This window comes from Corallococcus macrosporus (assembly GCF_017302985.1).
Taxonomy (GTDB): Bacteria; Myxococcota; Myxococcia; order Myxococcales; family Myxococcaceae; genus Corallococcus; species Corallococcus macrosporus_A.
This window is the reverse complement of the sequence record NZ_JAFIMU010000009.1, coordinates 211,971-235,636: the sequence shown is the minus strand read 5'-3', so window position 1 is coordinate 235,636 and position 23,666 is coordinate 211,971. Positions and strand designations below refer to the sequence as shown.

General features: G+C 69.2%; 19 protein-coding genes. 15 read left to right on the top strand and 4 right to left on the bottom strand.

Annotated elements, in window-relative coordinates:
* Window positions 1–5: 5 nt before the first annotated feature.
* Genes JYK02_RS29015 through JYK02_RS29000 form a run of 4 tightly spaced genes read left to right on the top strand, consistent with a single transcriptional unit; the run spans window position 6 to window position 3,966 of the window.
* Window positions 6–725 carry a VTC domain-containing protein gene (locus JYK02_RS29015; protein ID WP_207055893.1) on the top strand — a complete coding sequence of 240 codons (720 nt, stop codon included), beginning with the start codon at window positions 6–8 and terminating at the stop codon, window positions 723–725.
* A gap of 6 nt (window positions 726–731) precedes the next feature.
* Window positions 732–2,444 (top strand): dTMP kinase, encoded by a 1,713-nt coding sequence (gene tmk / locus JYK02_RS29010; RefSeq protein ID WP_207055892.1) that lies wholly within the window; start codon window positions 732–734, stop codon window positions 2,442–2,444.
* Window positions 2,445–2,449: 5 nt separating this feature from the next.
* On the top strand, window positions 2,450–3,160 hold the full coding sequence (locus tag JYK02_RS29005; RefSeq protein ID WP_207055891.1) for a DUF4956 domain-containing protein: 711 nt from the start codon (window positions 2,450–2,452) through the stop codon (window positions 3,158–3,160).
* Complete coding sequence (locus JYK02_RS29000) at window positions 3,157–3,966, top strand: hypothetical protein (RefSeq protein WP_207055890.1); 810 nt, start codon at window positions 3,157–3,159, stop codon at window positions 3,964–3,966. The genes JYK02_RS29005 and JYK02_RS29000 overlap by 4 nt, the downstream gene beginning before the upstream one ends.
* Window positions 3,967–4,063: 97 nt before the next feature.
* On the opposite strand, the gene JYK02_RS28995 is transcribed toward JYK02_RS29000, so the two are convergent.
* Window positions 4,064–4,261, bottom strand: coding sequence for a hypothetical protein (locus JYK02_RS28995; RefSeq protein WP_207055889.1), 198 nt, complete (start codon window positions 4,259–4,261; stop codon window positions 4,064–4,066).
* A 208-nt stretch (window positions 4,262–4,469) separates the two neighbouring features.
* Here JYK02_RS28995 and JYK02_RS28990 point away from each other — a divergent pair, with 208 nt between their 5' ends.
* From JYK02_RS28990 to JYK02_RS28960, 7 genes are all read left to right on the top strand, one after another.
* The gene (locus JYK02_RS28990; RefSeq protein ID WP_207055888.1) at window positions 4,470–6,137 is read left to right on the top strand and encodes a metallophosphoesterase; all 1,668 of its coding nucleotides are present in this window, start codon (window positions 4,470–4,472) and stop codon (window positions 6,135–6,137) included.
* A 211-nt stretch (window positions 6,138–6,348) separates the two neighbouring features.
* Complete coding sequence (locus JYK02_RS28985) at window positions 6,349–7,839, top strand: transcription antitermination factor NusB (RefSeq protein ID WP_431603508.1); 1,491 nt, start codon at window positions 6,349–6,351, stop codon at window positions 7,837–7,839.
* Window positions 7,840–7,875: 36 nt separating this feature from the next.
* The gene (locus tag JYK02_RS28980; RefSeq protein ID WP_207055886.1) at window positions 7,876–9,648 is read left to right on the top strand and encodes a M61 family metallopeptidase; all 1,773 of its coding nucleotides are present in this window, start codon (window positions 7,876–7,878) and stop codon (window positions 9,646–9,648) included.
* A gap of 13 nt (window positions 9,649–9,661) precedes the next feature.
* Entirely contained in the window at window positions 9,662–11,098 is a 1,437-nt protein-coding gene (locus JYK02_RS28975; protein ID WP_207055884.1) for a tetratricopeptide repeat protein, read from the top strand.
* 67 nt (window positions 11,099–11,165) lie between these two features.
* Window positions 11,166–11,555 carry a carboxypeptidase-like regulatory domain-containing protein gene (locus JYK02_RS28970; RefSeq protein WP_242589317.1) on the top strand — a complete coding sequence of 130 codons (390 nt, stop codon included), beginning with the start codon at window positions 11,166–11,168 and terminating at the stop codon, window positions 11,553–11,555.
* A gap of 279 nt (window positions 11,556–11,834) precedes the next feature.
* Window positions 11,835–12,713: a ribonuclease HII gene (locus JYK02_RS28965; protein WP_207055881.1), complete on the top strand. Its 879-nt coding sequence runs from the start codon at window positions 11,835–11,837 to the stop codon at window positions 12,711–12,713.
* Window positions 12,710–13,345, top strand: coding sequence for a hypothetical protein (locus JYK02_RS28960; RefSeq protein WP_207055879.1), 636 nt, complete (start codon window positions 12,710–12,712; stop codon window positions 13,343–13,345). Before JYK02_RS28965 ends, JYK02_RS28960 begins: the two co-directional genes overlap by 4 nt.
* Before the next feature lie 108 nt (window positions 13,346–13,453).
* Here the strand turns inward: JYK02_RS28960 and JYK02_RS28955 are convergent, their stop codons facing one another.
* Window positions 13,454–16,480: a hypothetical protein gene (locus JYK02_RS28955; RefSeq protein ID WP_207055878.1), complete on the bottom strand. Its 3,027-nt coding sequence runs from the start codon at window positions 16,478–16,480 to the stop codon at window positions 13,454–13,456.
* Between the two features lie 227 nt (window positions 16,481–16,707).
* Between JYK02_RS28955 and JYK02_RS28950 the strand changes: the two genes are divergently transcribed.
* Complete coding sequence (locus tag JYK02_RS28950) at window positions 16,708–17,589, top strand: hypothetical protein (RefSeq protein WP_207055877.1); 882 nt, start codon at window positions 16,708–16,710, stop codon at window positions 17,587–17,589.
* Window positions 17,590–17,653: 64 nt separating this feature from the next.
* Here JYK02_RS28950 and JYK02_RS28945 read toward each other — a convergent pair whose 3' ends face one another.
* Complete coding sequence (locus JYK02_RS28945; RefSeq protein WP_207055876.1) at window positions 17,654–19,057, bottom strand: alpha/beta fold hydrolase; 1,404 nt, start codon at window positions 19,055–19,057, stop codon at window positions 17,654–17,656.
* Between the two features lie 234 nt (window positions 19,058–19,291).
* Between JYK02_RS28945 and JYK02_RS28940 the strand changes: the two genes are divergently transcribed.
* From JYK02_RS28940 to JYK02_RS28930, 3 genes are all read left to right on the top strand, one after another.
* Window positions 19,292–20,026: a glycoside hydrolase family 16 protein gene (locus tag JYK02_RS28940; RefSeq protein ID WP_207055875.1), complete on the top strand. Its 735-nt coding sequence runs from the start codon at window positions 19,292–19,294 to the stop codon at window positions 20,024–20,026.
* Window positions 20,027–20,134: 108 nt separating this feature from the next.
* The gene (locus tag JYK02_RS28935) at window positions 20,135–21,298 is read left to right on the top strand and encodes a DUF1624 domain-containing protein (RefSeq protein WP_347402609.1); all 1,164 of its coding nucleotides are present in this window, start codon (window positions 20,135–20,137) and stop codon (window positions 21,296–21,298) included.
* A gap of 201 nt (window positions 21,299–21,499) precedes the next feature.
* Complete coding sequence (locus tag JYK02_RS28930) at window positions 21,500–22,888, top strand: amidohydrolase family protein (protein WP_207055874.1); 1,389 nt, start codon at window positions 21,500–21,502, stop codon at window positions 22,886–22,888.
* Window positions 22,889–22,893: 5 nt separating this feature from the next.
* On the opposite strand, the gene JYK02_RS28925 is transcribed toward JYK02_RS28930, so the two are convergent.
* Window positions 22,894–23,526, bottom strand: coding sequence for a TetR/AcrR family transcriptional regulator C-terminal domain-containing protein (locus tag JYK02_RS28925; RefSeq protein ID WP_207055873.1), 633 nt, complete (start codon window positions 23,524–23,526; stop codon window positions 22,894–22,896).
* Between the last annotated feature and the right edge of the window lie 140 nt (window positions 23,527–23,666).

Below are 23,666 nucleotides of genomic sequence, written 5' to 3'. Positions count from 1 at the left end.
TGGAGATGATCTCGTTCGCTGAAGGTGAAGTGACGAAGCTGCGGCGTGAGTTCAAGCGCGTGCTGGAGGCCTCCGAGGCCAAGGCGGTCTGCTCGCGGCTGTCGCAGGAGTTGGGCGGGGTGCTGCCGCCGCCCACGCGCATCGTGTCCGTGTACTTCGACAAGCAGGGCTATCCGCTGACGGCGCGCGCGCTGACCACGCCGGAGGACTGCCTCAAGGTGAGGACGAAGGAGTACTCGCCGGACGTGGGCGCGGCGGGCCGCGAGCGCGTGGTGCTGGAGGTGAAGCGCGAGCGCAATGGCCTCACGCAGAAGCGGCGCGTGTGGGTGCCCCGCTCGGAGCTGGGCCGGGCCATCCGGGGCGGCGTGAGCCTCCTGCCGCTCTTCACCGGAGGCAGCCTGTCCCCGGTGCTGGCGGTGACGTACCGGCGGCACGTGTACCAGGTGTCGCAGGAGTGGCGGGTGACGGTGGACCGGGACATCGGCTTCCACGCCGTGTCACCGGAGCTGGCCCTGTCGCCCACGGCGCTGACGGTGGAGCGGCTGGGGCTGCCCGTGTGGGAGGACTCGCGGGTGGTGTTGGAGGTGAAGCACCTCGGGGCGGAATTGCCCGAGTGGCTGTCGGCCCTCAATCCGGGGGGCCCGGCGGCGTACAGCAAGTTCGCGGAAGGCATGGCGCGGGTGCATGCCTTCGCTTCAGGTGGCGTTGGGGTCGTAGGGGGTTAGGGCACCGTGTTCATCGATTTCGAAGGCATTGACGGCAGCGGCAAGACGACGCTGTCCAACCTGCTCGCGTCCCGGCTCAAGCGGCTGGGCTACAAGGTCGCGCACGCGCGCGAAGGCGGCGAATTGCAGTCGCCCACCGCGCGGCGCATCCGTGAGCTGACGCGCGACGCGCGGCTCCTGGAGATGGGTCCTCGCGCCGAGTTCTTCCTGAACCTGGCCCGCGACGCGCAACAACTGGAGGAGGTCATCGCGCCCGCGCTCAAGCGTGGCGAGGTGTGCATCACCGACCGCTACCTCTACTCGCAGCTCGCGCTGACGGGCGGCGGGCGCGGCCTGAAGGAGGAGCAGCTGCTGCCCTCCTGCGAGCTGGCCTCGCAGGGGCTGTGGCCGGACCTGGTCATCCTGGTGGACGTGGATCCGGACCTGGCGCGGCTGCGCAAGCGGCTGGGCAAGGTGCAGAGCGGCAAGGTGAACGACTCCGACAGCCGCAAGGGCCTCGTCGGCGCGGGGCTGGCGGTGCGCGTGCGCGAGGCGTTCCTCGCGCAGGCCCGCAGGGACCCCGCGCGGTGGATCATCCTGGAGAACAATGATCAGCCGCTGCGCGTGCTGGAGCAGCGCCTGGTGGAGGCCGTCGTCGCGCGGCTGGAGGGCCGTGAGCAGCCGGTGCAGCGGCTGGTCCCCGCCCCCACCCCGCCGCCGCCGGGCCTGGCGTGCGTGGACGACGTGGAGGAGCGCTTCTTCCACGCGGTGGACGGCCTGGAGGCGCGCGAGCCGCAGCTGGCCGCGTGGCTGCTCAACGGCATCCCGGGCCTGCCCGCGCACCAGCGCCGGCTGGCGTACGCGGAGCGGCTGCCAGGGCTCGTGGCCCGCAGCCTGACGGGGCTGGATGACGACACGGCGTGGACGCTGCGCGACGTGCTGTCCGCGAGCGTGCCGGTGGACGTGGCGGAGGGGCTGGGGTTCGTGACCTCCCCGCGCTCGCACGCGCTGCGGCAGCGGCTGTACGCGCAGGCGCCGGCGGCGGTGCTGGAGGGGCTCAAGCGCCAGGACTCGCCGGAGGCGTGGGCGCTGCGCGAGCGCGGTCTGAAGGACGGACACCTGGCGGCGGTGCTGCTGGGCCTGGCCGGCGTGGACGGCGAGGAGTCCTGGGTGGTCCGCGAGGCGGGCATGCAGCGCAAGCTGTACTCGGAGGTGGCGCGCAGCCTGGGCGGCCTGGCCACGGAGCGCGCGGACGCGCTGCGTGAGGCGCTGATTCCGCATGACCGGCTGGCGGTGCTCAAGAGCACCACGGGCCTGGAGACGCCGGTGGCCGTGGGGCTGCGGGAGCAACTGGAGAAGGGAGCGCTGAAGCTGGTGCTGCGCTCGCTCACCGGCGTGGACACGCCGCGCGCCTGGGCCATGCGTGAGCGCGGCGCCGCGCTGACGAAGGAGGCGCTGGACTCCGTGGACGGGATGGACTCGCCGCGCGCATGGAAGCTGCGGGCCTCCGCGGCGCGCCGGTGGCCGGCGACGGTGGTGTCGTCGATGCGCGGGCTGCCGCTGGAGGCGGAGACGCGGGCGCTGCTGGATCGCATCCTGGAGGAGCAGGCCGGGAAGCTGCCGGTGCTGCGCAACGCATACGCGGTGGTGGCGCAGGCGCGGCTGCTGGAGCAGGCGCAGCGGTCGGCGCGGGCACTGGCGGAGACGCTGGGCGTGGACGCCGGGCGGCAGGAGGCATGACGCCCATGGAAGGTCCATTCGGAGCGCTGTTCCAGGACGTGGAGCAGGAGCTTCAGGCGCTGTCGATGGGGGCCATCCTCCCCCGGCTGGTGGCGTCGGCGGTGATTGGCGCGCTGTTGTCGTCGCGGCCCTGGCGGCTGGTGCTGGGCAAGCCGCTGCCGAAGGTGGAGATGGTGCAGGCGCAGATCCTCCTCTGCGCGGCGGCGGCCGTGATTACCGCGGTGATTGGCAACAGCGTGGCGAAGGCCTTCGGACTGGTGGGCCTGGGCGGGTTCGTGCGGTTCCGCTCCGGCCTGAAGGATCCGCGTGACGCGGCCATCCTGTTCCTGGTGATTGGCCTGGGCATGGCGTGCGGCCACGGGAACCTGGTGCTGGCGTTCGTGGGCACGATGTTCGTGGCGGTGCTGCTCTTCGTGCTGGACCTGTTCGAGAAGAAGGCCGTGGCGGCGAAGGAGCCGAAGCAGCGGCTGGTGGTGTCCGCGCAGGCGGACGACCTGGTGCGCGCGGAGGCCACGCTGAGGACGGCGCTGGGCGAGCGCAACGTGATGGTGAAGAGCTGCGCGTTGGACTTCTCCGCGCGGCGCGTGGAACTGGAAGTGGAGGAGCCGGAGCCTGGAAGCCTGGCGGCGGCGTTGGGACGGACGGAAGGGGCGCCCTTGAGGGGCCTGCGGTGGACGGCGGTGAGCGCGAAGGGCGCGCGGGAGGAGATGGCATGAAGTTCAGGAAGCTGGCGGTGCTGTTCGCGGCGTGTGGAGCGCTGGCCGCGTGTGGTGGCGGCGGGGGCAGCCTGCCCACGGGGAATGATCCGGGCTCGCCCACGACGAACCCGGACGGCACGGTGGACCTGCCGGGCAACCCGGTGGACCCGAGCACGGGCGGCGGCACGAAGCCGGATCAGCAGGCCGAGCTGACGACGCTGTGGCCGCTGACGACGGGCTCCACGTGGACCTACCGCATCACCGATGAGCAGGAAGGCGTCTTCAACAAGGTGGTGACGGTGCAGGGCCCGGAGGCGGTGCCCGGCACGACCATGACGGCGGTCAAGGTGCACAGCAAGCAGGACCGCACGCTGACGGGCACGGTCTACGAGGAGAACTCCTGGCAGTTGGAGCTGACGTCCGGCGTGGTGGTGCGCCTGCGCGAGGAGGACGTCACGGACGGCCAGCCCACGAAGGCGACGACCTGGTCCCCGGCGATGATGAAGTCCCTGGCGGTGACGCCGGCCTCCGTGCCCTGGGAGCACCAGGACAAGGTGCGCGAGCTGATCACCTATTCCGCGGGCGGGACGGAGGGGAAGGATCCGACCTACGTCTGGAAGGTCCTGGAGAAGGACGTGACGGTGACGACGCCCGCGGGCACGTTCACCAACGCCATCAAGGTCCAGCGCGACAAGCTGAACAAGAGCGGCGAGGTGAAGGAGGAGAAGCAGCGCAGGTACTGGCTGGTCCCCGGCGTGGGCAAGGTCCGCGAGGAAGGTGAGCGGACGGAGGAACTGGTCTCCTACGACATCAAGAAGCCGTAGGCCCAGGGTCCACCTGTCTGGGATTGAAGCCCGGGTTGGCGCGAGCGATGCGCCGGCCCGGGCTTTCTCATGACGGACGGCAGCCCTTTGGCGCTGCTCAGGCTCGCGCGGTGTCGTCGTACGACACGCGCAGGCCGTTGTGCGTCACGGTGATGAACGGGCGGCCCATCCAGCCGCAGTGCGTGCAGACCGCGTTCGGACCGGTCGCCGTCACGCGCACCGGCAGGTCCGACTCGCACACGGGGCAACCCTCGGGGAGCGTGTACTCACGGGTCTGGGAGTGGACTTCGGTCATGTCTTCAGGGGTAACGCAGCCCCCGGACTCCGCAAGGCGGCGCCCTGTACGCGCCTGGGCTGAAACAGGCAATACACGCCCTGCTGTCTGCCTTTCAGCCGCAGCCAGCGCCCGCACGCCTGCCTACCCCCGGCTGCCTGATTTTCGGATGAACGTTGAGCCATGAACCGTTGCGCCCCGGTCCCGAATGTCTCGGGCCGGAGGATTCATGGACCGGACGAAGTCTCTCTCGCTCGCTGCCCTGGCTGCCCTGTTCGTCGGGGGCTTTGCCTCGGGTGACGCGCTCGCCCTGCCGCGTGATCCCTACCTGCAGAAGGTGGGCCCCGACACCGCCACCGTCGCGTTCCGCACGGCGTCGAGCTGCTCCAGCGCCCAGGTGCGCTACGGCGTGGGCGACACCGGCCAGACGGCGCGCTCCACGGCCACCGCGAAGATCCACGCCGTGGTCCTCACCGGCCTGTCTCCGGGCACCTCCTATACGTACTCCGTGGACGCGTGCGGTGAGACGACCCCGGCGAAGACGTTCAGCACCGCCCCCGTGCCCGGCACGCGGCGCGTGCACTTCGCCGCCGTGGGCGACTTCGGCACCGGCGGCAGCGACCAGAGGAAGGTCGCCGCCTCCATGCTCACCAACAAGCCGGAGCTCTTCGTCGCCCTGGGTGACAACGCCTACGCGTCCGGCACCGAGACCGAATTCCAGACGAACCTCTTCACCCCCATGGCCGCCCTGCTCGCGCAGGTGCCCATGTTCGCCACGCCCGGCAACCATGAGTACGTGACCAACGAGGCCCAGCCCTACCTGGACAACCTCTACCTGCCCACGAACAACGCGGAGGGCTCGGAGCGCTACTACTCGTTCGACTGGGGCCACGTGCACTTCGTGTCCATCGACTCGAACTGCGCCGTGGGCCTGGCGTCCTCGAGCAAGTGCACGCTCGCCGCGCAGAAGGCGTTCGTGGAGAAGGACCTGGCCGCCACCACGCAGCCGTGGAAGGTCGTCTTCTTCCACCACCCGTCCTGGTCCAGCGGCGAGCACGGCTCGCAGCTCACCATGCGCCGCCAGTTCGGCCCGCTGTTCGAGAAGTACGGCGTGGACCTGGTCCTCACCGGCCATGACCACGACTACGAGCGCAGCAAGCCCATGCTCGGTGACGCCGAGGCCGGCAAGAACGAGACGGGCATCCCCTACCTCGTCGTCGGCGGCGGCGGCGCCACGCTGCGTGAATTCGCCACGTCGCGCCCATCCTGGAGCGTCATCCGCGACGACGCGGCCCATGGCTTCCTCGATGTGGACGTCGTGGAGGGCAACCTCACCGCGAAGCTCGTGAAGACGGATGGCGGCGTCCTGGACTCGTTCACCCTCTCCAAGACGCTGCCCGCGCAGCCGGAAGCGCCCCAGGGCACGCTGAACGTCGCCGTCGACAGCGCCAGCGGCACCGCGCCCCACACTGCCGCGTTCACCGCGACGGCCTCCCAGTCCGGCGCCACCGTCACCTGGGACTTCGGCGACGGCGCCACCGCGCAGGGCCCCCAGGCCCAGCACGTCTTCGCCCAGGCCGGCACCTACACGGTGACGGCCACGGCTACCGTCCAGGGCGCCTCCCCCCTGACCGCCACCACCGTCGTCACCGTGGCGTCCAGCGGCACCGGCACCACCGACCCCGGCACGGGCTCCGGCGAGGATCCCGGCACCACGCCGTCCGACCCCGACCCCCGCCCCGAGGTTCCGGCCACGCCCACGACGCCAGGCGTCACGCCCGGGGCTGATGACGCGAACGGGGCCGGAGGCTGCACCGCCGGCCCATCCGCCGCCCTGATTCCGGCCGCGGCCGCCCTCGTCGCCGGCCTCATGCGCCGCCGTCGCCGGAACCGCTGAGCCCTCTCCCCGGAGGCGCCCGGACTCAACTGGTCCGACAGTCGGACCAGTGGGTCCACCCCGCCGGGCCGGGGGGCGGACGGCAGGTCCCGGAAAGCCCCCTGAAGTGGCGCCTGGACGCCTCCGGCCGGTCCCTCCAGGGCCTTCCGGGGGCGTCTTTTGCGTTCCCCGCTTGTCAAGGCTGCCCGGGGGATGCGAAGGCCCATGCGACATGGCCACGACTCGCAAGCCTGGACCTTCCCGCGGCGGCGCCCCCAAGCCGGGCGGGCCCCGTTCGTCCCGCCCTGGCGCTCCGAAGAAGCGCAAGGACGCCAAGGGACGCGCTGACAAACCGAAGATGAGCCGCGCCCAGCACGAACGCGCGCGCCCCAACCCCAACCGCCCCCTGCGCGAGGACCTGGTCCTCCAGGCCTGTCTGGAGGCCTACGGCGGCGTGCGCCGCGAGGGCCGCCTGTCCGACCGCGCGCTGGAGTTCGTACTGCGCCGCAAGACGGCCCTCTACTCCACCGAGCGCCGCGCCGTGGCCGAGCGCGTCTACGCGCTCCTGCGCCGCCAGCGCACCGTGGACTTCCTCCTGGAGAAGTCGCACCGGAAGTTCGACGCGCTGGACCCCACGCGCCAGGACGTCATGCGGCTGGCCGCGTCCCGCATCCTCCACGGCGAGGACCCCACCTACGTCGCGCGCTCCAGCGGGCTCACCGGCCCGGACGTGTCCGTGCTCGACCGCCTGCCGGACGCCGCCGCGGAGCTGGACGGCCTGCCGGAGGCGAAGCGCTTCCCCATCGCCGCGTCGCTGCCGGACTTCCTCGCGGACCGCTTCCGCGCCGTCTTCGGCAAGGACGCCGCGCGCGCGGCGGAGGCCATGAACGAGCGCGCCCCGCTCATCGTCCGCGCCAACACGCTCAAGGGCGACCGCGCCCAGCTCCAGGAGCGCCTGGCCGCGGAGGACGTGGAGTCCACGAAGCCCACCACGCTGTCCCCGTTCGGCCTCGTCATGGAGACGCGGCTCAACCTCTTCTCCCTCCAGGACTTCAAGGACGGGGGCTTCGAGATTCAAGACGAGGGCAGCCAGCTCCTGGGCATGCTCGTGGACGCGCCGCCCACCCGCGTGGTGGACGCGTGCGCGGGCGCGGGCGGCAAGACGCTTCAACTGGCCGCGCAGATGAAGAACCGCGGGGACCTGCACGCGCTCGACGTGGACGAGGGCCGCATGGAGGACCTGCGCAAGCGCGCGCGCCGCGCCGGCGTGCACAACGTGCGCACGCAGCTCATCCCCCATGAGGGCCCGGACGCGGACGCCGCACTCACGCCGCTGAAGGGGCTGGCGGACCGCGTGCTGGTGGACGCGCCGTGCAGCGGCACCGGCACCTTCCGCCGCAAGCCGGACGCGAGATACCGCCTCACGCCGGAGGACCTGGAGATGCACGTGGGCCGGCAGAAGGCGCTGCTCGCGCGCTTCGCCATGCTGGTGAAGCCCGGCGGCCGGCTCATCTACGGCACGTGCAGCGTGCTGCGCGAGGAGAACGAGGAGGTGGTGGAGGACTTCCTCTCCAAGCACCCCGACTTCAGCGTGCGGCCCGTGGCGGAGGTGCTGGGCGCGGAGCTGGGCGCGAAGCTGGGGCCCGGCCCCTTCCTGCGGCTGGCCCCGCACACCCACGGCACCGACGGCTTCTTCGGCGCCGTGCTCGTCAAGGCGAAGTAACCCCGCCGTCCCCAAAGGAAGAAAGGCCCTCCGTCCATGCCGCTCGCCGTCCGCTACCACGTCGCCATGCCCCGCCCGCATGCGCACCTGTTCGAGGTGGAGGCCGCCTTCCCCGCCGGGCCTGACGTGCTCGACGCGGTGATGCCGGTGTGGACGCCGGGCAGCTACCTGGTGCGCGAGTACGCCCGCCAGGTGCAGGACGTCACCGCGCAGGGGCCGGACGGACAGCCCCTGCCGGTGCGCCGCGTGGACAAGCGCACCTGGCGCGTGGAGGCGAAGGGCCAGGCCGTCACGCTGCGCTACCGCGTCTACGCGAACGAGCTGTCCGTGCGCACCAGCCACCTGGACGGCAGCCACGCGTACTTCAACGGCGCCACCGTGTTCCTCTACACGGAAGGCACGCGCGCCCTGCCCCACCACGTCACCGTGGACGCGCCGCAGGGCTGGCGCACGTTCTGCGCGCTGGACTCGGAAGGGGCCACCTTCCACGCGCCGGACTACGACGCGCTCGTGGACAGCCCCTTCGAGGTGGGCCCGCACACGCCGCTCACCTTCACCGCCGCGGGCGTGCCGCATGAAGTGGTGGTGTGGGGCGACAGCGTGCCGGACGCGGACCGGCTGTGCGCGGACATGCAGCGCATCTGTGAAGCCCAGGCGCGCATGTACGAAGGCCTGCCGCTCAAGCGCTACCTGTTCCTCGTCTACCTCACCGACAAGGGGCGCGGCGGCCTGGAGCACCAGGCCTCCACCGCGCTGCTCTTCCCGCGCACGGGCCTGTCCACGCACCGGGGCTGGGAGGACTTCCTCACGCTGGTGGCGCACGAGTACTTCCACCTGTGGAACATCAAGCGGGTGAAGCCGCGCGCGCTGGTGCCGTTCGACTACTCGCAGGAGAACTACACCACGCTCTTGTGGGCCTTCGAGGGCGGCACCGCCTACTACGACAACCTCTTCGTGCGCCGCGCGGGCCTGATGTCCGCCCCGCGCTACCTGGCCCGCCTGGGGGAGACGCTCAGCCTGCTGCACTCCACGCCGGGGCGCCGCGTGCAGACGCTCACCGAGGCGTCGCTCGTCAGCTGGGTGAAGCACTACCGCCCGGACGAGCACTCCACCAACAGCGCCATCTCCTACTACCTGAAGGGCGAGGTGGTGTGCGCGCTGCTGGACCTGGAGGTGCGCCGCGCCACCCGCGACGCGAAGAGCCTGGATGACGTCATGCGGCTCTTGTGGCAACGCCATGGCGACGGCTCCGGCGTGCCGGAGGACGGCGTGGAGAAGGCCGCGAGCGAGGTGGCGGGCGTGGACCTGACGCCCTTCTTCGACCGGGCGGTGCGCTCCACGGACGACCTGGACTACGGCGTCTTCGCGCACGTGGGGCTGGAGCTGTCCTTCCGCGTGCGGGAGGCCCCCAACGACAAGGGCGGCACGCCGCCGCGCCTCAAGGGCGAGCCCCGGCCGAAGGGCTGGCTGGGCGTCACGGTGCGCGGCTCCTCCACGCTGTCCACCGTGCCGGAGGGCACGCCCGCGCTGGAGGCCGGCCTGTATCCGGAGGACGACGTGGTGGCGCTGGACGGCTGGCGCGTGGACGGCGCGGGGCTCATCGCCCGCTGCGAGGACAAGCGCCCCGGCGACACCGTGCGGGTGACGCTGTTCCGCCGCGACCGCCTGCTGGAGGTGCCGGTGGTGCTGGGCCAGAAGCCCGCGGACGCCGCGTGGCTCCAGCGCGTGGAGCGCCCCAGCGACGCGCAGAAGGCCGCGTTCCAGGCGTGGCTGGGCGCCCCCTGGGATGAGACTCCCGGCCCGGCGTAGGCTTGCCGGCCGCATGGCCACGTCCCTCCCCGCCCCACCCCGCTGTACCGGCCACCCGGACGCCGCCGCCGGCTGGCGCTGTGAACACTGCGAGGCCCTGCTGTGCCCCGCGTGCGTGGAGCTGCGGCGCACGGGCACGGTGGAGTACGCCGTGTGCGGCCGGTGCGAGGGCACGGCGAACGTGCTCCTGCGCTCACGCTCGGGAGCCGCCCTCCGGACCCGGCTGCTGGACTCCCTGCGCTTTCCCTTCACCGGACCGGGCCTGCAGACGCTCATCGCCGTCAGCGTGATGCTGGCCGTGCTGCACATGTTCGCGGTGGGCGTGCGCATCCTCCACGTGCTGCCCCTGACGCTCGCGCTGGGCGTCTTCTGGTCCGCCTTCTTCTCGCTCGTGCGCGGCACGGCCCGGGGCGACGCGGATCCCGAGGGCCCGGGCTTCACCAGCCTCGTCCAGGACAACCTCCTGCCGGGCCTGCGCGGCCTGGGCGTCACCGTGGGCGTCTTCCTGCCCGCGCTCGTGCACGCGTGGCACCTGCTGCCGCCCGTGTCCGGCTTCGCCATCGTCGTCCGGTTCCTCTACCCGCTGGACACCCTGTGGTTGCCCGAGGTGCGAGGCAACGCGCTCTTCTGGGCACTCGCGGGCCTGGGCCTGCTGTGGCTGCCGTGGGCGCTCTTGCTGGCCGCCGCCACACAGTCGGTGCGCGCCGCGCTGAACCCCGTGCGCACGCTCGGCTGCCTGCGGGCGCTGGGGCGCGATGCGGGGCTCGTGACGGGGGTGTTCGTGGTGCTGGCCTCGGTCCACGGCGTGCTGCGCGGGTGCGCGGCCTGGGTCGTGGAGCTGGGGCTTCCGTTCGTGTCCGGACTCATCGCGCAGGTGCTCACCTGCCTGATGCCCTTCTGCGCCGCGAGCCTGCTGGGGCGCGTGCTGTACGTGCACGGGGACGCGCTGGGCTACCTGCCCGCGCGCGAGTTCCTGGAGCCCACCCTGGGAGACACCGCGCCCCAGCGCGTGCCCACGGCGCTGCGCGAGTCCCCGGGGCTCCCGGCCCCGGAGCCCTCCGCCGCCGAGGCCGAGGCCACCCGCGACCAGCGGCTGGCGGAGCTGGGCGCGGCGGTGGAGGCGCGCGACGTGGCGAAGGCGCTGGCGCTGTACGGCGTGCTGCACGTCGTGCCCCGGCTGAAACTTTCGCCGGCGCACCATCTGTTCATTGGCCAGGCCGCGGCGGTGGAAGGAGATTTCCCACTGTCGGTCAAAGCGTTGGAAGCCGCGGCGGACGCGGCGCCGGATGAACCCACCGCGCCGCGCGCATTGGTGTTCCTGGCGCGCGTGCAGGGGGAAAAGTTGGGAAACGCGGTGCGCGCGGAGGAAATCTACCGGTACATCCTGCATCGATATCCGGACACGGATGCCGCACGTTTTGCCCATGCGCGACTGACGCCCGCCGCCTGACACACGCATTGCAGCACCCGTCCCCCGGTACCAGATTCCTTGCATGGGACGGGTTGGGGGCGTGGGGATGGGAAAGCAGTTGAGGACGTATGGGTGGTTGGGGCTCCTCGCGAGCGTGCTGCTGACGGGCTGTGATGACGCCCCCAGCGCGAACCGGCACGAGGACACCTGCGCGGAGCCGATGTCGCTGCGCGTGGAGGTGATGTCGGCGGACGGCGCGTACATCCAGGGCGCGTCCGTGACGGCCACCAACCTGGAGAGCAACGTCAGCATCACCGGCGTGACGGATGACCGGGGCGTCACCACGGCCATCAACGAAACGCTCGCGCCCAGCCCCATCCGCGTGGTGGCCACGGCGGGCTCGCACGTGACGCCCGCCCAGCGCGTGGAGTGGACGTGCGACGCGTGTCACTGCACGCCTGTTCCGGCCACGGTGACGCTCCAGCTCCAGAACTGAGCACCGCCATCCGCCAGGGAGGGCCGGGGCGCGCGAAAAATCCGCTGCCCCAGGCCGCCGGGCGGTTGTGCACACCTGCCCGCGCGCGGTACCACTTACGCCATGCGTCAAACCCGCATGCGCGCCTCCGCGTCGGTCCGGCTCTCCTCCAGCCCTGGCGCCCGCCCGTCTGTGCTGACGGCGTGCGTGCGAGCGTGTTGTCGCGGCACTGGTGTTCCCCCACTCCAGTAAGCCGTGCAACCGCGCTACCCGACGGGTAGGCAATCCCGAAGGTCCCCCATGTCCGCAGAGAGTGTGCAGGCACTGCTTGAATGCTCGGTCACCGAGCTGACCGGGCGGTTCGTTACCCAGGCGCAGCCCGTCCCCCAGGGGCTTCTGGAAGCGCTGGAGGCGGATCCGCGCCAGGGCGCGCAGGCGCTCGCGAAGAGGCTGCGCTCACGTCAGGAGAAGAACCGGGCGGAGGGCCAGCGGCTGCGGCACCTGCTCAAGTTCGAGACGGAGCTCTGGGAGCAGGGCCTCCTGAAGGTCGCGGGCGTGGACGAGGCCGGCATGGCGCCACTCGCGGGCCCTGTCGTCGCGGCGGCGGCCATCCTGCCCAGGGGTTACAAGCTCAAGGGGCTGGACGACTCGAAGAAGATCCTCGACCCGGACAAGCGCGAGGCGCTGGCGGAGGCCCTCAAGCGCGACGTGGTGGCGTGGGCGGTGGGCCGAGCGGAGGTGGAGGAGATTGACTCCATCAACATCTACCACGCGGGCCTGCTGGCCATGCGCCGCGCGGTGGAGGGGCTGGGGCTGACGCCGGACTACGTGCTGGTGGACGCGCGCACGATTCCCCAGTGCCCCTCTCCGCAGCGGGGGATCATCAAGGGGGACTCGCTGTCCCTGAGCATCGCGGCGGCGTCCGTGCTGGCGAAGACGACGCGCGACCGGCTGATGGCGGAGCTGGACGCGCAGTATCCCGGCTATGGGCTGGCGGCGCACAAGGGCTACCCCACCGCGCAGCACGTGCAGGCCATCCAGGCATTGGGCGTGCTGCCCATCCACCGCCGGAGCTTCGGCCCGGTGCGCGAGGCGCTCGGACTGGCGCAGCCCTCCGGGCCCGTCCCGATGCAGTCGGAGCTGTTCGCCGCTACTCCTGTTCCGATGGCCAAGCGATGAGCGCGGATCGGGACATCGACGGGTGGTTGGCGGAGCGGGGCGTCACGCTGATGGACGCGCGTGCGCGGGCGAGGGGCGTGCTGGAAGAGGCCGGGCTCACGCGGCCCGGCAAGGCGCGGATGAGCGAGCCCAAGCTCCTGCGAGCGGCCGAGGTGCTGGCCAAGCGCTTCTTCCAGGTGTGCGCGGATCCAGGCTGCCTCCAGGTGGCGTCGGCGAGCGGCCGGGAGCCCCTGCGGGTGGAGCCCCGGAGCCACTGCGCGCGGTGCGGCGGATCCGCCAACCGGCGCGCGGAGGTGGCGTTCCTGGAGATGTGCCATCAGCGCGGCGTGCAGCGCGTGGTGGTGGTGGGCGGATCGCCCGCGGTGCGTGAGGAGCTGGAGGCGAAGCTGAGCGGCCCCATCACGCTGCGCATGGTGGACGGCACGGAGCGCCGCACGGCGGACCGCGCGAAGAGCGACCTGGAGTGGGCGGACCTGGTGCTGGTGTGGGGCGCCACGGAGCTGCACCACAAGGTGTCCACCCACTACACGCACCTGGCCTCCTCCCATCACCGCAAGGTGGTGCACGTGGTGCGCCGGGGCGTCGCCGCGCTGCTGGATGAAGCGATGATCCATCTGCAGCGGGCGCGGTGACGGCGGGTTCAATTCCTCCCGCCTCAGCCCAAGAAGCCCAGCAATCTTGAGAGATTGCTGGGCCCGAGCGCGTTCCTGCCATCGCTGCCCGCTTATCAGGAGCTCACGTCAGGGATCCCATGGGTTCGCGGGTTGATCATTGATTGCCACCCAGAAGCGAGTTGCTGCATCGGGCGCTCCCTCGGCCCACCAGTTCCAACCACCACCGCCGTCGTGGAACTCCGCCATCCGATATCCACTCCCGAAAGCGGAGGAGCAGAAACCATCCGCGGTGGCTCGCGACGTGAGCGCAGAGCCCAAGATGGGTTGGGTGAGCTGAACCACACCCGCAGCCCAGCCATTGTAGAAGTCGATGGGAAGCCCCGAAGGTACGGGCCGCCCGTCTCGGCTGAGACACAAAATGGGAAGGGCGGCCGTCGGCGCGGTGTCCCCGTTGTAGGGGTCCGTCTGCCCATCAGACCCCACCAAGACATAGGGACCATTGACCTGCCTGACCCGCCAGGTCATGCCAGCAGCCGTGGCAGTCCCGCCGCAGCCATTGGGAGGCGGTGGACCGATCCAGTTCCGGATGGGGGCTTGAGTGCAGACATCCCGGGGGTCCATGGTGTTGGGATCAAAATTTTCATCATGCAGGGCAAACACCTGACAAATTTCACACCAATTGACACCTTCCTCTCTCATGGTGTCAGCCAGGGCCCCCATGACGTTACTCTGGTTGAGGGTTACTCCCCGCTTGGCCCAGTTGGCGATGAGTCTGCGAAGACTTCTCCCCGGTAGCGCCACATTCTCGTCCCCGCTGCTCCCAGCACGGAGCTGGGAGCTGTAGACGAGTTGATCGCTGCCATTGAGCTTCCATACGTCTGCGTTGGAGGGAGCATTGCCTGAAGTCAATGAGTCCCGCCCATCGAAAGCGTCGTGCAACAGCGTCGTGACGCGAGCGATCTCCGCATCGAATCCATTGCCTCCAACAAAGGAGCCCTGTCCAGAGAAGTTATGCTCAAGGCAGTCCTTCGAAGCAGCGTTGCAATAATTGACTCCAAGAGAAGTCGTCGTCACAGCCCCCGATTCGCACTCGGGCTGGCTTCTGCTGGGATTATTGCTGCATGGATCGAAATAATTAACGCCACCCACGAGCTGACTGGCAACAAAATCAGCAAAGGACTCATTGTGATAGGCGCTCTCCATCTCGCCCGTAGGGCTACCACCGCTCAAGATCTGGTCAAGCATGGCAGCCGTATAGGCGAATGAGATATTGGCGGGGTTCTCGGAGTACAGCATGCTGCAGAGCACGAAATGCCCATACTCGTGACTGGCCACACCACGAGAATCGAGGCTGCTGTCACTTCCCGCGACAGACTCACTCGGGTCTTCTGGAATGATGATGTCCGTCAGATAGGCGGATGCCGCTCTTCGCGCCACCATCCCCGCGCCAAGATTCTTCAGGGTTATCCCATCAACGAAGGTGGCCCAGGACGAGGAATAGATGAAGACGTCCTCGGAGAGGTTTGGAAAGTGGAAGCACGGCGCAAAGGCCCTGTTTCCGCTAGCGAGTCCCGCGATGTTGGCGAGTCCCCCCACCAGGACTCGGGCCTTGTGAGGCTCATACCCCACGACGTCTTTCATGTAGGACCATCCCTCGGAAGCCTGAGCAAGGACATTGAGCGAGCGCTGGCGCTCCACGGGAATGAGCCTTTCCACGTCCTGCTCCATGACGGCGTCGGAGAGCGTGTCCGTGAAGTCGCAGATCTCGCTTTCGAGCAAGAATTTTGTGACCTCCACCGCGTCGTTCTCCGTCGCAACGCACAACGAGGTCTTTTTCCCACGTGCAACGCGCATCGACGCCATTCCGCCATCGTCGGCCTTATCGGTGAAGAGCGTCGGCAGGACTCCCAGGCTCTTCTGCCACGCGCTGATGCGTACCCTGGAAAGAGGAACCTGCGTCCCCGCGCCGGCGCCCCAGGCCCGTTGCATGGGCCCGGCAGGGAATGCAGGGTCCATGTTCTGAAGGTCCAGGCGAACCCGAAGTGTCACGGACCCCTTGGCCCAACGGTCGATGAGCCCGATGCCTCGAACGACCAACCGGACTTCAGCCTTCACGACCGTGGCGACCGTCTTGACGATTGCCCGGATGATCCGGTTGAAGAGCTCCTGCTTGACCTGCTTGGAGCCAGGAGACGTCAGGCTCCACGAAGCCACGTCTGTTGGCTGAAGGCCGCGATAGAGGAAGCCGGAGCTTCGCAGCGCCTCGTATGAGATTGAGCCGTCGGCCAGCTTCACACTCGCGGGAACATTTCTGAGTGCGATGACGCTGTAGACCGCGTTGCCATTCAAGGCAGCCTCGCGGAGCAGGTTATAGGTCGCCGCGGGCATGAGCGCGAAGAGGAACATGCCATGCCCGTCTCCCTCGTGGGAAAAGACACCTCTCTGCCCTTGCCAGCGCTCAAGCTCTTCGCCAAACAAGGGCAGCGTGCTGTAATGCACCAGCATCTCGTCAAGCGCATCGATCTGCTCTCGCTCTTCTACGTAGACAAGCGAGTAATAGAGCGAAGGCAGCCCCTCGGGGTTCCGCTCGGGAAGCGCGATTGTCTTGTCCCACGAGAACGAATCCCGGATCGCCGCTGATTCCTCAGGAGGGATTGGCGGCGAAAGCTCCGGGAGATTGCCACCCAACCGGAGTTCGACCCGGGTGACTTCGGCCGGGTCCTTGTGGTCACCATTCCGGATGTGCAACTGGAAGGAGAGTGCGCTCGCACGGTCCCCCTCCTTCAAACCACCACTGCACCGCACGAACAGATACCGGCGCCCCTTGGCCTGCTCGACACCTGTCTCGGGATGGGCTTTGTCGCTGCCTGCACGATAGTCACAGTTCTGCTCTTCGCCTTGGGCCGTACGGAAACGGAACTCCACCCAATGATTGCCACCGTTTCCCATCACCACCGGAACCGCGGATGGGATGGTGAAGTGGATCGGCTCCTGGAGGGTCAGTTGACCATCCTCCCAGCGCGAGGGCGCATAGGTTCGAGAAGCACGCAGTACCTGCAGCTCCCCCAACCATGGTTCCGTGTCGGTGATTTGAAGAGGATGATTTGCCTCCTCCTCGGTCACTGCGCAGGCCCCGGTGAACATCCACGTCACAAGAGCAAGCATCCAACGAAGACGTATGTACATGAATCCCGCTTTCCAATCTTCCTCGCGCCACAAGGCCCCCTGGCGGCGTGGAATTCACGGGAATGTACCCCAACATCCAGCCTCTTCTTCCGGGATGGCAGAGGGTCGATACAGACATCCTTGCTGGCTACGACGTGGCTGGGGATCCTCGTCCACGAACAAGCACTGGAAATACACCCGCCAAGGAGTCCTGCGTGCGAAGCCTCTCGGTCCGGATCACCTGTCTCGTCTCAGCGCTGGTCGTGATGGGCGGCTGTGAGCGTCAGGAGAAGCCGCCTGCGCCTCCGCCCGCGCCCACTCCGGTCAAGGCCAGCGCGCCCGCACCGGTCATGCCTTCACAGAGCACCACCGAGGCAGAGCTGCGCGAGCGGCTGCGGTGCGAGGTGCTCCTCGGCTTCAGCGGGCTTCTGGCAGGGCAGCAGGAGTTCTTCGGAGAGAAGGACACCTGGACGGCGGACTTGAAACAGCTCCCCGCCCCGGCGGCGTGCACGGACGGCAGCCGCGTGTCCACGCTGGACGGCGCATGGCTCGCGGGTTGCCACTTCCGTTACGCGGTCTCGGTGGCCGGCTCGCACCCCGACAACAGCACCTTCAGCGTGCGCGCGGTGGGCGTGGGCGGACTCGCCGAAGGGCTCACGTACACGATGACGCATGGGTACGCGGACAGGAGGCCCGTGCGCGTATGGCCCTCGGAGCTCGTCCTGGAGGACTGCCATGGCGTGCGCAGGCCGGAGGGGACGCCTCTGCCTGCTCCACTGTGCGAAGGGGCCAGCAACCTGAAAGGGTTCTTCACCGCCCAGAAGTCGTACTTCGGGGAGAAGGATCGCTACTCGGAGAGCGCCGTCCAGGTGTACTTCGCTCCGGAGCCCTGCCTCGACGGCACCCGCGCGCCAGTACCCGATGACACGTGGACCGCGGGCTGTCACTTCATCTACCGCGCCGAGGTTTCGGGCACGGCGCCGGAGCAGACCTTCCGCCTCACCGCGCGCGGAATGAAGGGCCCGGTGGTGGAACAGAAGCTGACGCTGGACTCCCAGTACACCTGGAGCCCAGCCGATCCAGGCTGCACGCCCTGATGCACGATTGGCTCAGCGGGACGCGGAATGGCGGCGCGGCCAACCGAGCATCGTGGCACGAGGCTCAAAGCGAACAGGTCGCGCGAGGAGCACGCCGCTTCTGGACGAACGTGCTCACCGTGGCCTTGAAGCAATCTGGCGCCGTGTAGAGCAGGAAGTGGGGCCCTCCCTTGACGGTGACCAGGTTGACGCCAGCCGCTTCGGGCAGGAGGCGGACATGAGCCTGGGCACCAGCGAGGGGCGTCTTGGGATCCATGTCGCCCTGGAGCACCAGCACCGGCGGAAGCGCGGTGGGAGAGCGGCCAAACCACTCGTCACGCGGATAGGCCAGTGACGTTCGACCGACGAGCTGACCCGGCAGGCTGCTGACGAACAGGAACCCCGCGGCTTCGGCCTCCACCTGGGCCTGGGTGAGACCTGGCCGGGCGTTGTTCTCGGAGGCGCTGATCACCGCGACGAGCGGGATGGAGATCGCTGCCTGGGGGAAGCGGTCGAACGGCGCACCCAATGCCTCCAGGTCCTGCTCCACCTTCCGCAACGGCGCGAGGTCTCCGCCCCTGAGGCCCGCGAGGAGGAGCGGAATCCGCGCGCGCAGCGCCGGGCTGTCCAGCAGGGCCCCGAAGAAGAGTTTCGGACGCCCCCCGGCAATGGCCTCCGACACCTTGGGGTCATCAATCAGTCCCTGCATGGCGGCGACCGCCGAACCTCCGAGACGCGCCCGGCAGCCCGGCTCCGCATCGCAACGCGCGAGCACCGCGCGGCCCACCTCGTCGACGACGGCCGAGCGATGACTGAGGTCCCACTGCTCGGTCGTTTCCGGAGGAACGAGGGAATCGAGCACGATCCCATCGAGCCGCTTCGGCGGGGCGACCGTCATCATGCGCAACACCAACTGTGTGCCGTAGGAGACCCCGTAGAGCCACGTCTTGCGGCCCGTGGAGTATCGCTCCATCAGCGCGCGCAGATCATGTGCGGAGTGCGTGATGGTGAAGGCGCGAGTGCGCTTGGCGTTGGACTCCAGCGCCTCGAAGCAGGTCGCCCACTCAGCGCCTTCGAGCGCGGTGCCGCCAGCACTGTCGGCGGACTCCTCCTTCTGGCAGAGCCGGCTCGAGAACCCCGTCCCGCGATGATCCGGGACCAGCAGGTCGTATCCCGGGAAGGAGGCCCGAAGCGTCTTCAGCAGCGGGTAGAACGAAGCCCCTGACTCGCCGGGACCACCCGCCACGAGCCAGACCTGCCCGGCTGAACGCCCCACCGCCGGGAACTTGCGGACGAAGAGCTCGACCTGCTCACCGCTCGGGGCCGCGAAGTCCAACGGCGCGCCGAAGCGAGCGCACAGGGAACCCGCGAGCGCCGCATCCGACTTCGCGTCCGGGCACCCCACGAAGTCATCGGCACGGGGCGCCGTGCCCTGTTCGGAGGCCTGCGCAACGCCGCCCAGACCGAGTGCACCCCAGAGGGCGGCCACTGCTGCGAAAGTGGGGCATTTCATGTTCACGCTCCAGGAGAGCCCGGGAACTTCCCAGAGCGGAACCGCGATCGCAATTCATCCCGTTCCAGCCCACCCCACGAGCAGGCAGGACCGTACGGAAAAACCGAGGGCTGACGAGGCTGTGGGGCAATCCCATTTCAATCCTCGGAACAGCGGGATATGGCGGAAGAAGTGCTTCACGTTGGCACCCTTCTCGAAGTGGGGTCATCCATGCGCGGCTCACAGTTCCTCGGTATCGCTCTCGTCTCCAGCATCGCCTTCGCTTCGCTCGCGGAAGCGAAGAGCGTCTCCTTCTCTGGCTATCACTGGGAGGTGCGCAGCGGTCAGGGCGGTCCGGGACCCAACACCTGGGATGACCGCAACGCCTGGGTCGATGCGAACGGCTACCTCCACCTGAAGATTGCCTGGCGCGACGGCCGCTGGACGACGGCGGAGGTCTACATGCCGCAGCAGCGGCTGGGGTTTGGCACCTACCAGTTCAAGGTGATTGGCCGGCCCGACCTCTTCGACGACAACGTGGTCCTGGGCCTGTTCAACTACACGCGGCCCGACGTGGGTCCGGACGCCACGAATGAAATCGATATCGAGTTCGCGAAGTGGGGCGGCAGTCAGCCGCAGATGGGCAACTGGGCCGTGTACCCCGCGGTGACGGGCGTCCCCTACTCCCATCAGGCCTACACCATCAGCCTCGGGGGGACCTACTCCACCCACCGCTTCCAGTGGTCATCGACGCAGGTCTTCTTCCAGGCCCTGCATGGCCACCAGGATGGCAACGTCAACCAGATGGCCAGCTGGCTCTTCAATCCGCCGGATTACGTCCAGCGCATTCCCCAGAACCCCCTGCCCGTCCACATGAACTTCTGGCTCTTCCAGGGACGCGCCCCCAAGAACGGCCAGGAGGCGGAGATCGTCATCGCGGAGTTCAAGTTCATCCCCGCGCCGTAGGCGTCAGCCGCGGGCGCCTGGAAAACTCGCGTGTCCTGGGAACATGCCGTGGTGAAGGGTGTTGCACCCGTTCTGTACGCCACGATGTGACCGGGAAGGAGAATCCAGGTGCCCGCAGGCTCGCTCGCACACCCTGCGTCCGCAAGACGCATCGCCGGCATCGATGCCCTGCGGGGCTTCGTCATGCTGCTCATGCTCGTCGACCATGCGCGTGAGTTCTTCTACATGCACGCGCAGGTCAGCGATCCGGTGGACCTGGCCACCACGCCTCCCGGCCTCTTCTTCACGCGGCTCGCGGCGCACCTGTGCGCGCCGGTGTTTGTCGCGCTGACCGGGCTGTCGGCGTGGCTCTACGGCCAGCGGCGGGGCGGAAGGCGCGCGGCCTCCGGGTTCCTGTTGAAGCGGGGCGCGTTCCTCGTCGTGCTGGAGCTGACGCTGGTCAACTTCGCCTGGACGTTCTCGCTGACGCCCGCCACCTACTTCCTCCAGGTCATCTGGGCGATTGGCTGGTCGATGATCGCCCTCGCCGGGCTCCTGTGGCTGCCGAAGCCCGCGCTGCTCGGCGTGGGGCTGGCCATCGTCTTCGGGCACAACCTGCTGGACTCCATCACGCTTGCCCCCGGGGAAACGGGCGCCACGCTCTGGGCGATTCTTCACGACAGGGGCTTCATCCAATTGCCCTGGGACGCCCGGGCGCGGACGTCCTATCCCCTGGCTCCGTGGATTGGCGTGATTGCGCTGGGCCACGTCATCGGGCCCTGGTTCGCCCAAGCGGTGGACGGAGGGACGCGTCGGCGCAGGCTCGTCCTTGTCGGAGCGTCCGCGTTGACGCTGTTCCTGCTCCTGCGGTGGATGAATGGATATGGAGAGCCGGTGCCCTGGGTGGCGGGTGCGACGCCCCTCCTGACGGTGATCTCCTTCCTGAACCTCACCAAGTACCCGCCGTCGCTCGACTTCCTGCTGTTGACCCTGGGGACGGGCGCGCTGCTGCTCGCGCTGTTGGAGCGGATGCCGGCGCGAGGACTGGCGCTGCTCACGACGTTTGGAGCGGCGCCGCTGTTCTTCTACCTGGCCCATCTCTACCTGCTGCACGGGCTCAACAGCGTGGCGCTGTTTGCCTTTGGGCCCAACCAGGGAGCGTTCTTCAGCGTCCCGAACATCGCCGCGCTCTGGGGGCTCGCCGTGATGTTGTTGTTGCCGCTGGGGTTCGCGTGTCGCTGGTTCGTCGGGCTCAAGGCGCGGTCGAAGAGCGCGTGGATGAGCTATCTCTAGGCTGTGAGCTCCGTGAGCACGGCCTGCACCTGTTGGCGCAGCCAACCGTGGGCGAGGTCCGGCTCGTGCCGCCGGTGCCAGGCCGCCACGATGGGCAGCGCCGGGACGCTCACTCCGTTCGCGGTCGGCGTCGTCCGCTGAGCGCCACGTCAGAAAAGGTATACGGTGTATACTCCTGCCCTCTTCCAGGAGGAACACCGGATGGGCGACCGATGGATGCTGCGTGGAGCGGAGATCCTCACCTGCGACCCCGAACAGCCGGACCTGCCGCGAGGCGACGTCCTGGTGGAGGACGGGGTCATCCTCGCGATGGCCCCCGAGCTGCGCGCCGAGGACTGCCGCGTCGTCGACCTGCGGGGGAAGCTGCTCATGCCGGGGCTCATCGACTCGCATCGGCATGCGTGGCAGACGCCCTTGCGTGCCCTGGGCGCTGACTGGACGGTGATGGACTACCTGGCGGCGGTGCGGGTGAAGCTCTCGCCCGCGTTCCGGCCGGAGGACCTGCATGCCGCCAACCTGGCCGGGGCCCTGGAGGCCCTGGACGCGGGCATCACCACCCTCGTGGACTACTCCCACTGCATGGAGACGCCCGAGCACGCGGATGCCGCGCTCACGGCGCTCGAGGACGCCGGCATCCGGGCCCTCTTCGCGTATGGCTATGCCGCCGGTCCCCAGGCGAGCACCGCGCTGCCAACGCATGCGAGCCGGCTCCAGGACGCCCGACGCCTGCGCACCACCCGGCTTGCGTCCGATGGTGGCCTGGTGCGAATGGGCATCGCGCTGACGGAGATGCAGGTCCCCTGGGAGCAGAGCCGGGCGGAAATCCTTTCAGCGCGCGAGCTGGGCGTCCCCATCACCGCCCACTGTTCCGCGTGGCCCATGCCGGGCCCGAGCGAGGTGCAGCGGATGGCGGCCGAGGGGCTGCTCGGTCCGGACCTGCTCTTCGTCCACTGCACGTGGAGCTCCGAGGAGGACCTGAAACACATCGCCGGAAGCGGCGGCGCCCTCGCGGTGACTCCGGAAACGGAGCTGCAGATGGGCATGGGCTTCCCTGCCACCGGACGCGCGTTGCATGCGGGAGTCCGGACGACGCTGGGGTGCGACGTCGTCTCCAGCAACGGAGGCGACCTGTTCACCGCGATGCGGCTGGCGCTCCAGGTGGAGCGCGCGCGGGCCCACGAGCGCGAGGGCCTGTCGCGGGTCCTCGCGCTCAAGGCGGAGCGCATGCTTCCCATGGTGACGCTCGATGCCGCGGAAGCCCTGGGCCTGGGGCGCGTCACGGGCTCGCTGCGCCCTGGCAAGGACGCGGACCTCATCGTCCTCAACGCCGGAGCACTGAACCTGACGCCGCTCAACCGCCCCCGTGACGCGGTGGTGCTCCAGGCGCATGCGGGCAACGTCGAGTCGGTGATGGTGCGCGGACGATGGGCGAAGTTCCAGGGCGCCCTGCTCGGCGTGGACCTCGAAACGGTGCGGCGCCGGGTCATCGAGGCCCGCGACGCGGTGCTCGCCCGGGCCGGTGGGCCGGCCGCGCTCCTGGGTGAGCGCGAGGCGCTCGCCGCGCACTGGGAGCTGGGCCGCGCGGGCTGAGGGCTTCAGCGCGTTCGCGGGGAGTCCTGCCGTGCGTCGATGCGCCGCTGGATTCCCTCCAGCATGAAAGCGAGGCTGGCCTCGAATTCGCGCCCGACATCCGTGGCGCGCATGTGAGGCAGGCTGTGGGCCAGGCCCGGGTACTCCGCGACGGGAAGCGCCTCCGCCGCCGCGAAGAACCTCTCGAAGGGCGGCGGTGCGCCCGGGGTGCTCACGTCCCAGGGCTCCTGTCTGCGGACCGCTCCGGCCAGCCAGGAGAAGAACGTGTTGTGCAGCGCGCCCGCCTCCTTCCAGGGGATGCCCGCGGCGTGCAGCTTGCGGACCGTCCTGTCGAGGATGACGAGCGCGGGGTGGACGACGGGGCCCTCCTCCAACAGGAAGTCCATCACGCCCCGGTGCCGCAGGCCCACGACGCGCAGCTGGCCCGCGAGCTTCCGCAGCCACGGCACGGGAGCCAATCCCTCCTCCGGCAATGCGACGGACCCGAGGATGGACTCGACGCACAGGAGCGCGAGCGCGTCCCGGTTCGCGACGTGCTTGTACACGGCCATGGGCGTGACCCCGAGCCGTTCAGCCAGCGTCCGCATGGAGAGCTGCCGCAATCCCTGCTCCTGGACGAGGACGACAGCGGTCTCCACCACGAGGTCCCGAGAGAGACGTGGAGGACGCCCGCGCCTGCTCCGGGAACGGACTGCCTGGGTGCGCATGCGCGGGAGCATACCCGGCCGGACCCGGTACCGGTGCCAATGGACAGGGACCTGTCGTTATGACAGGCTCC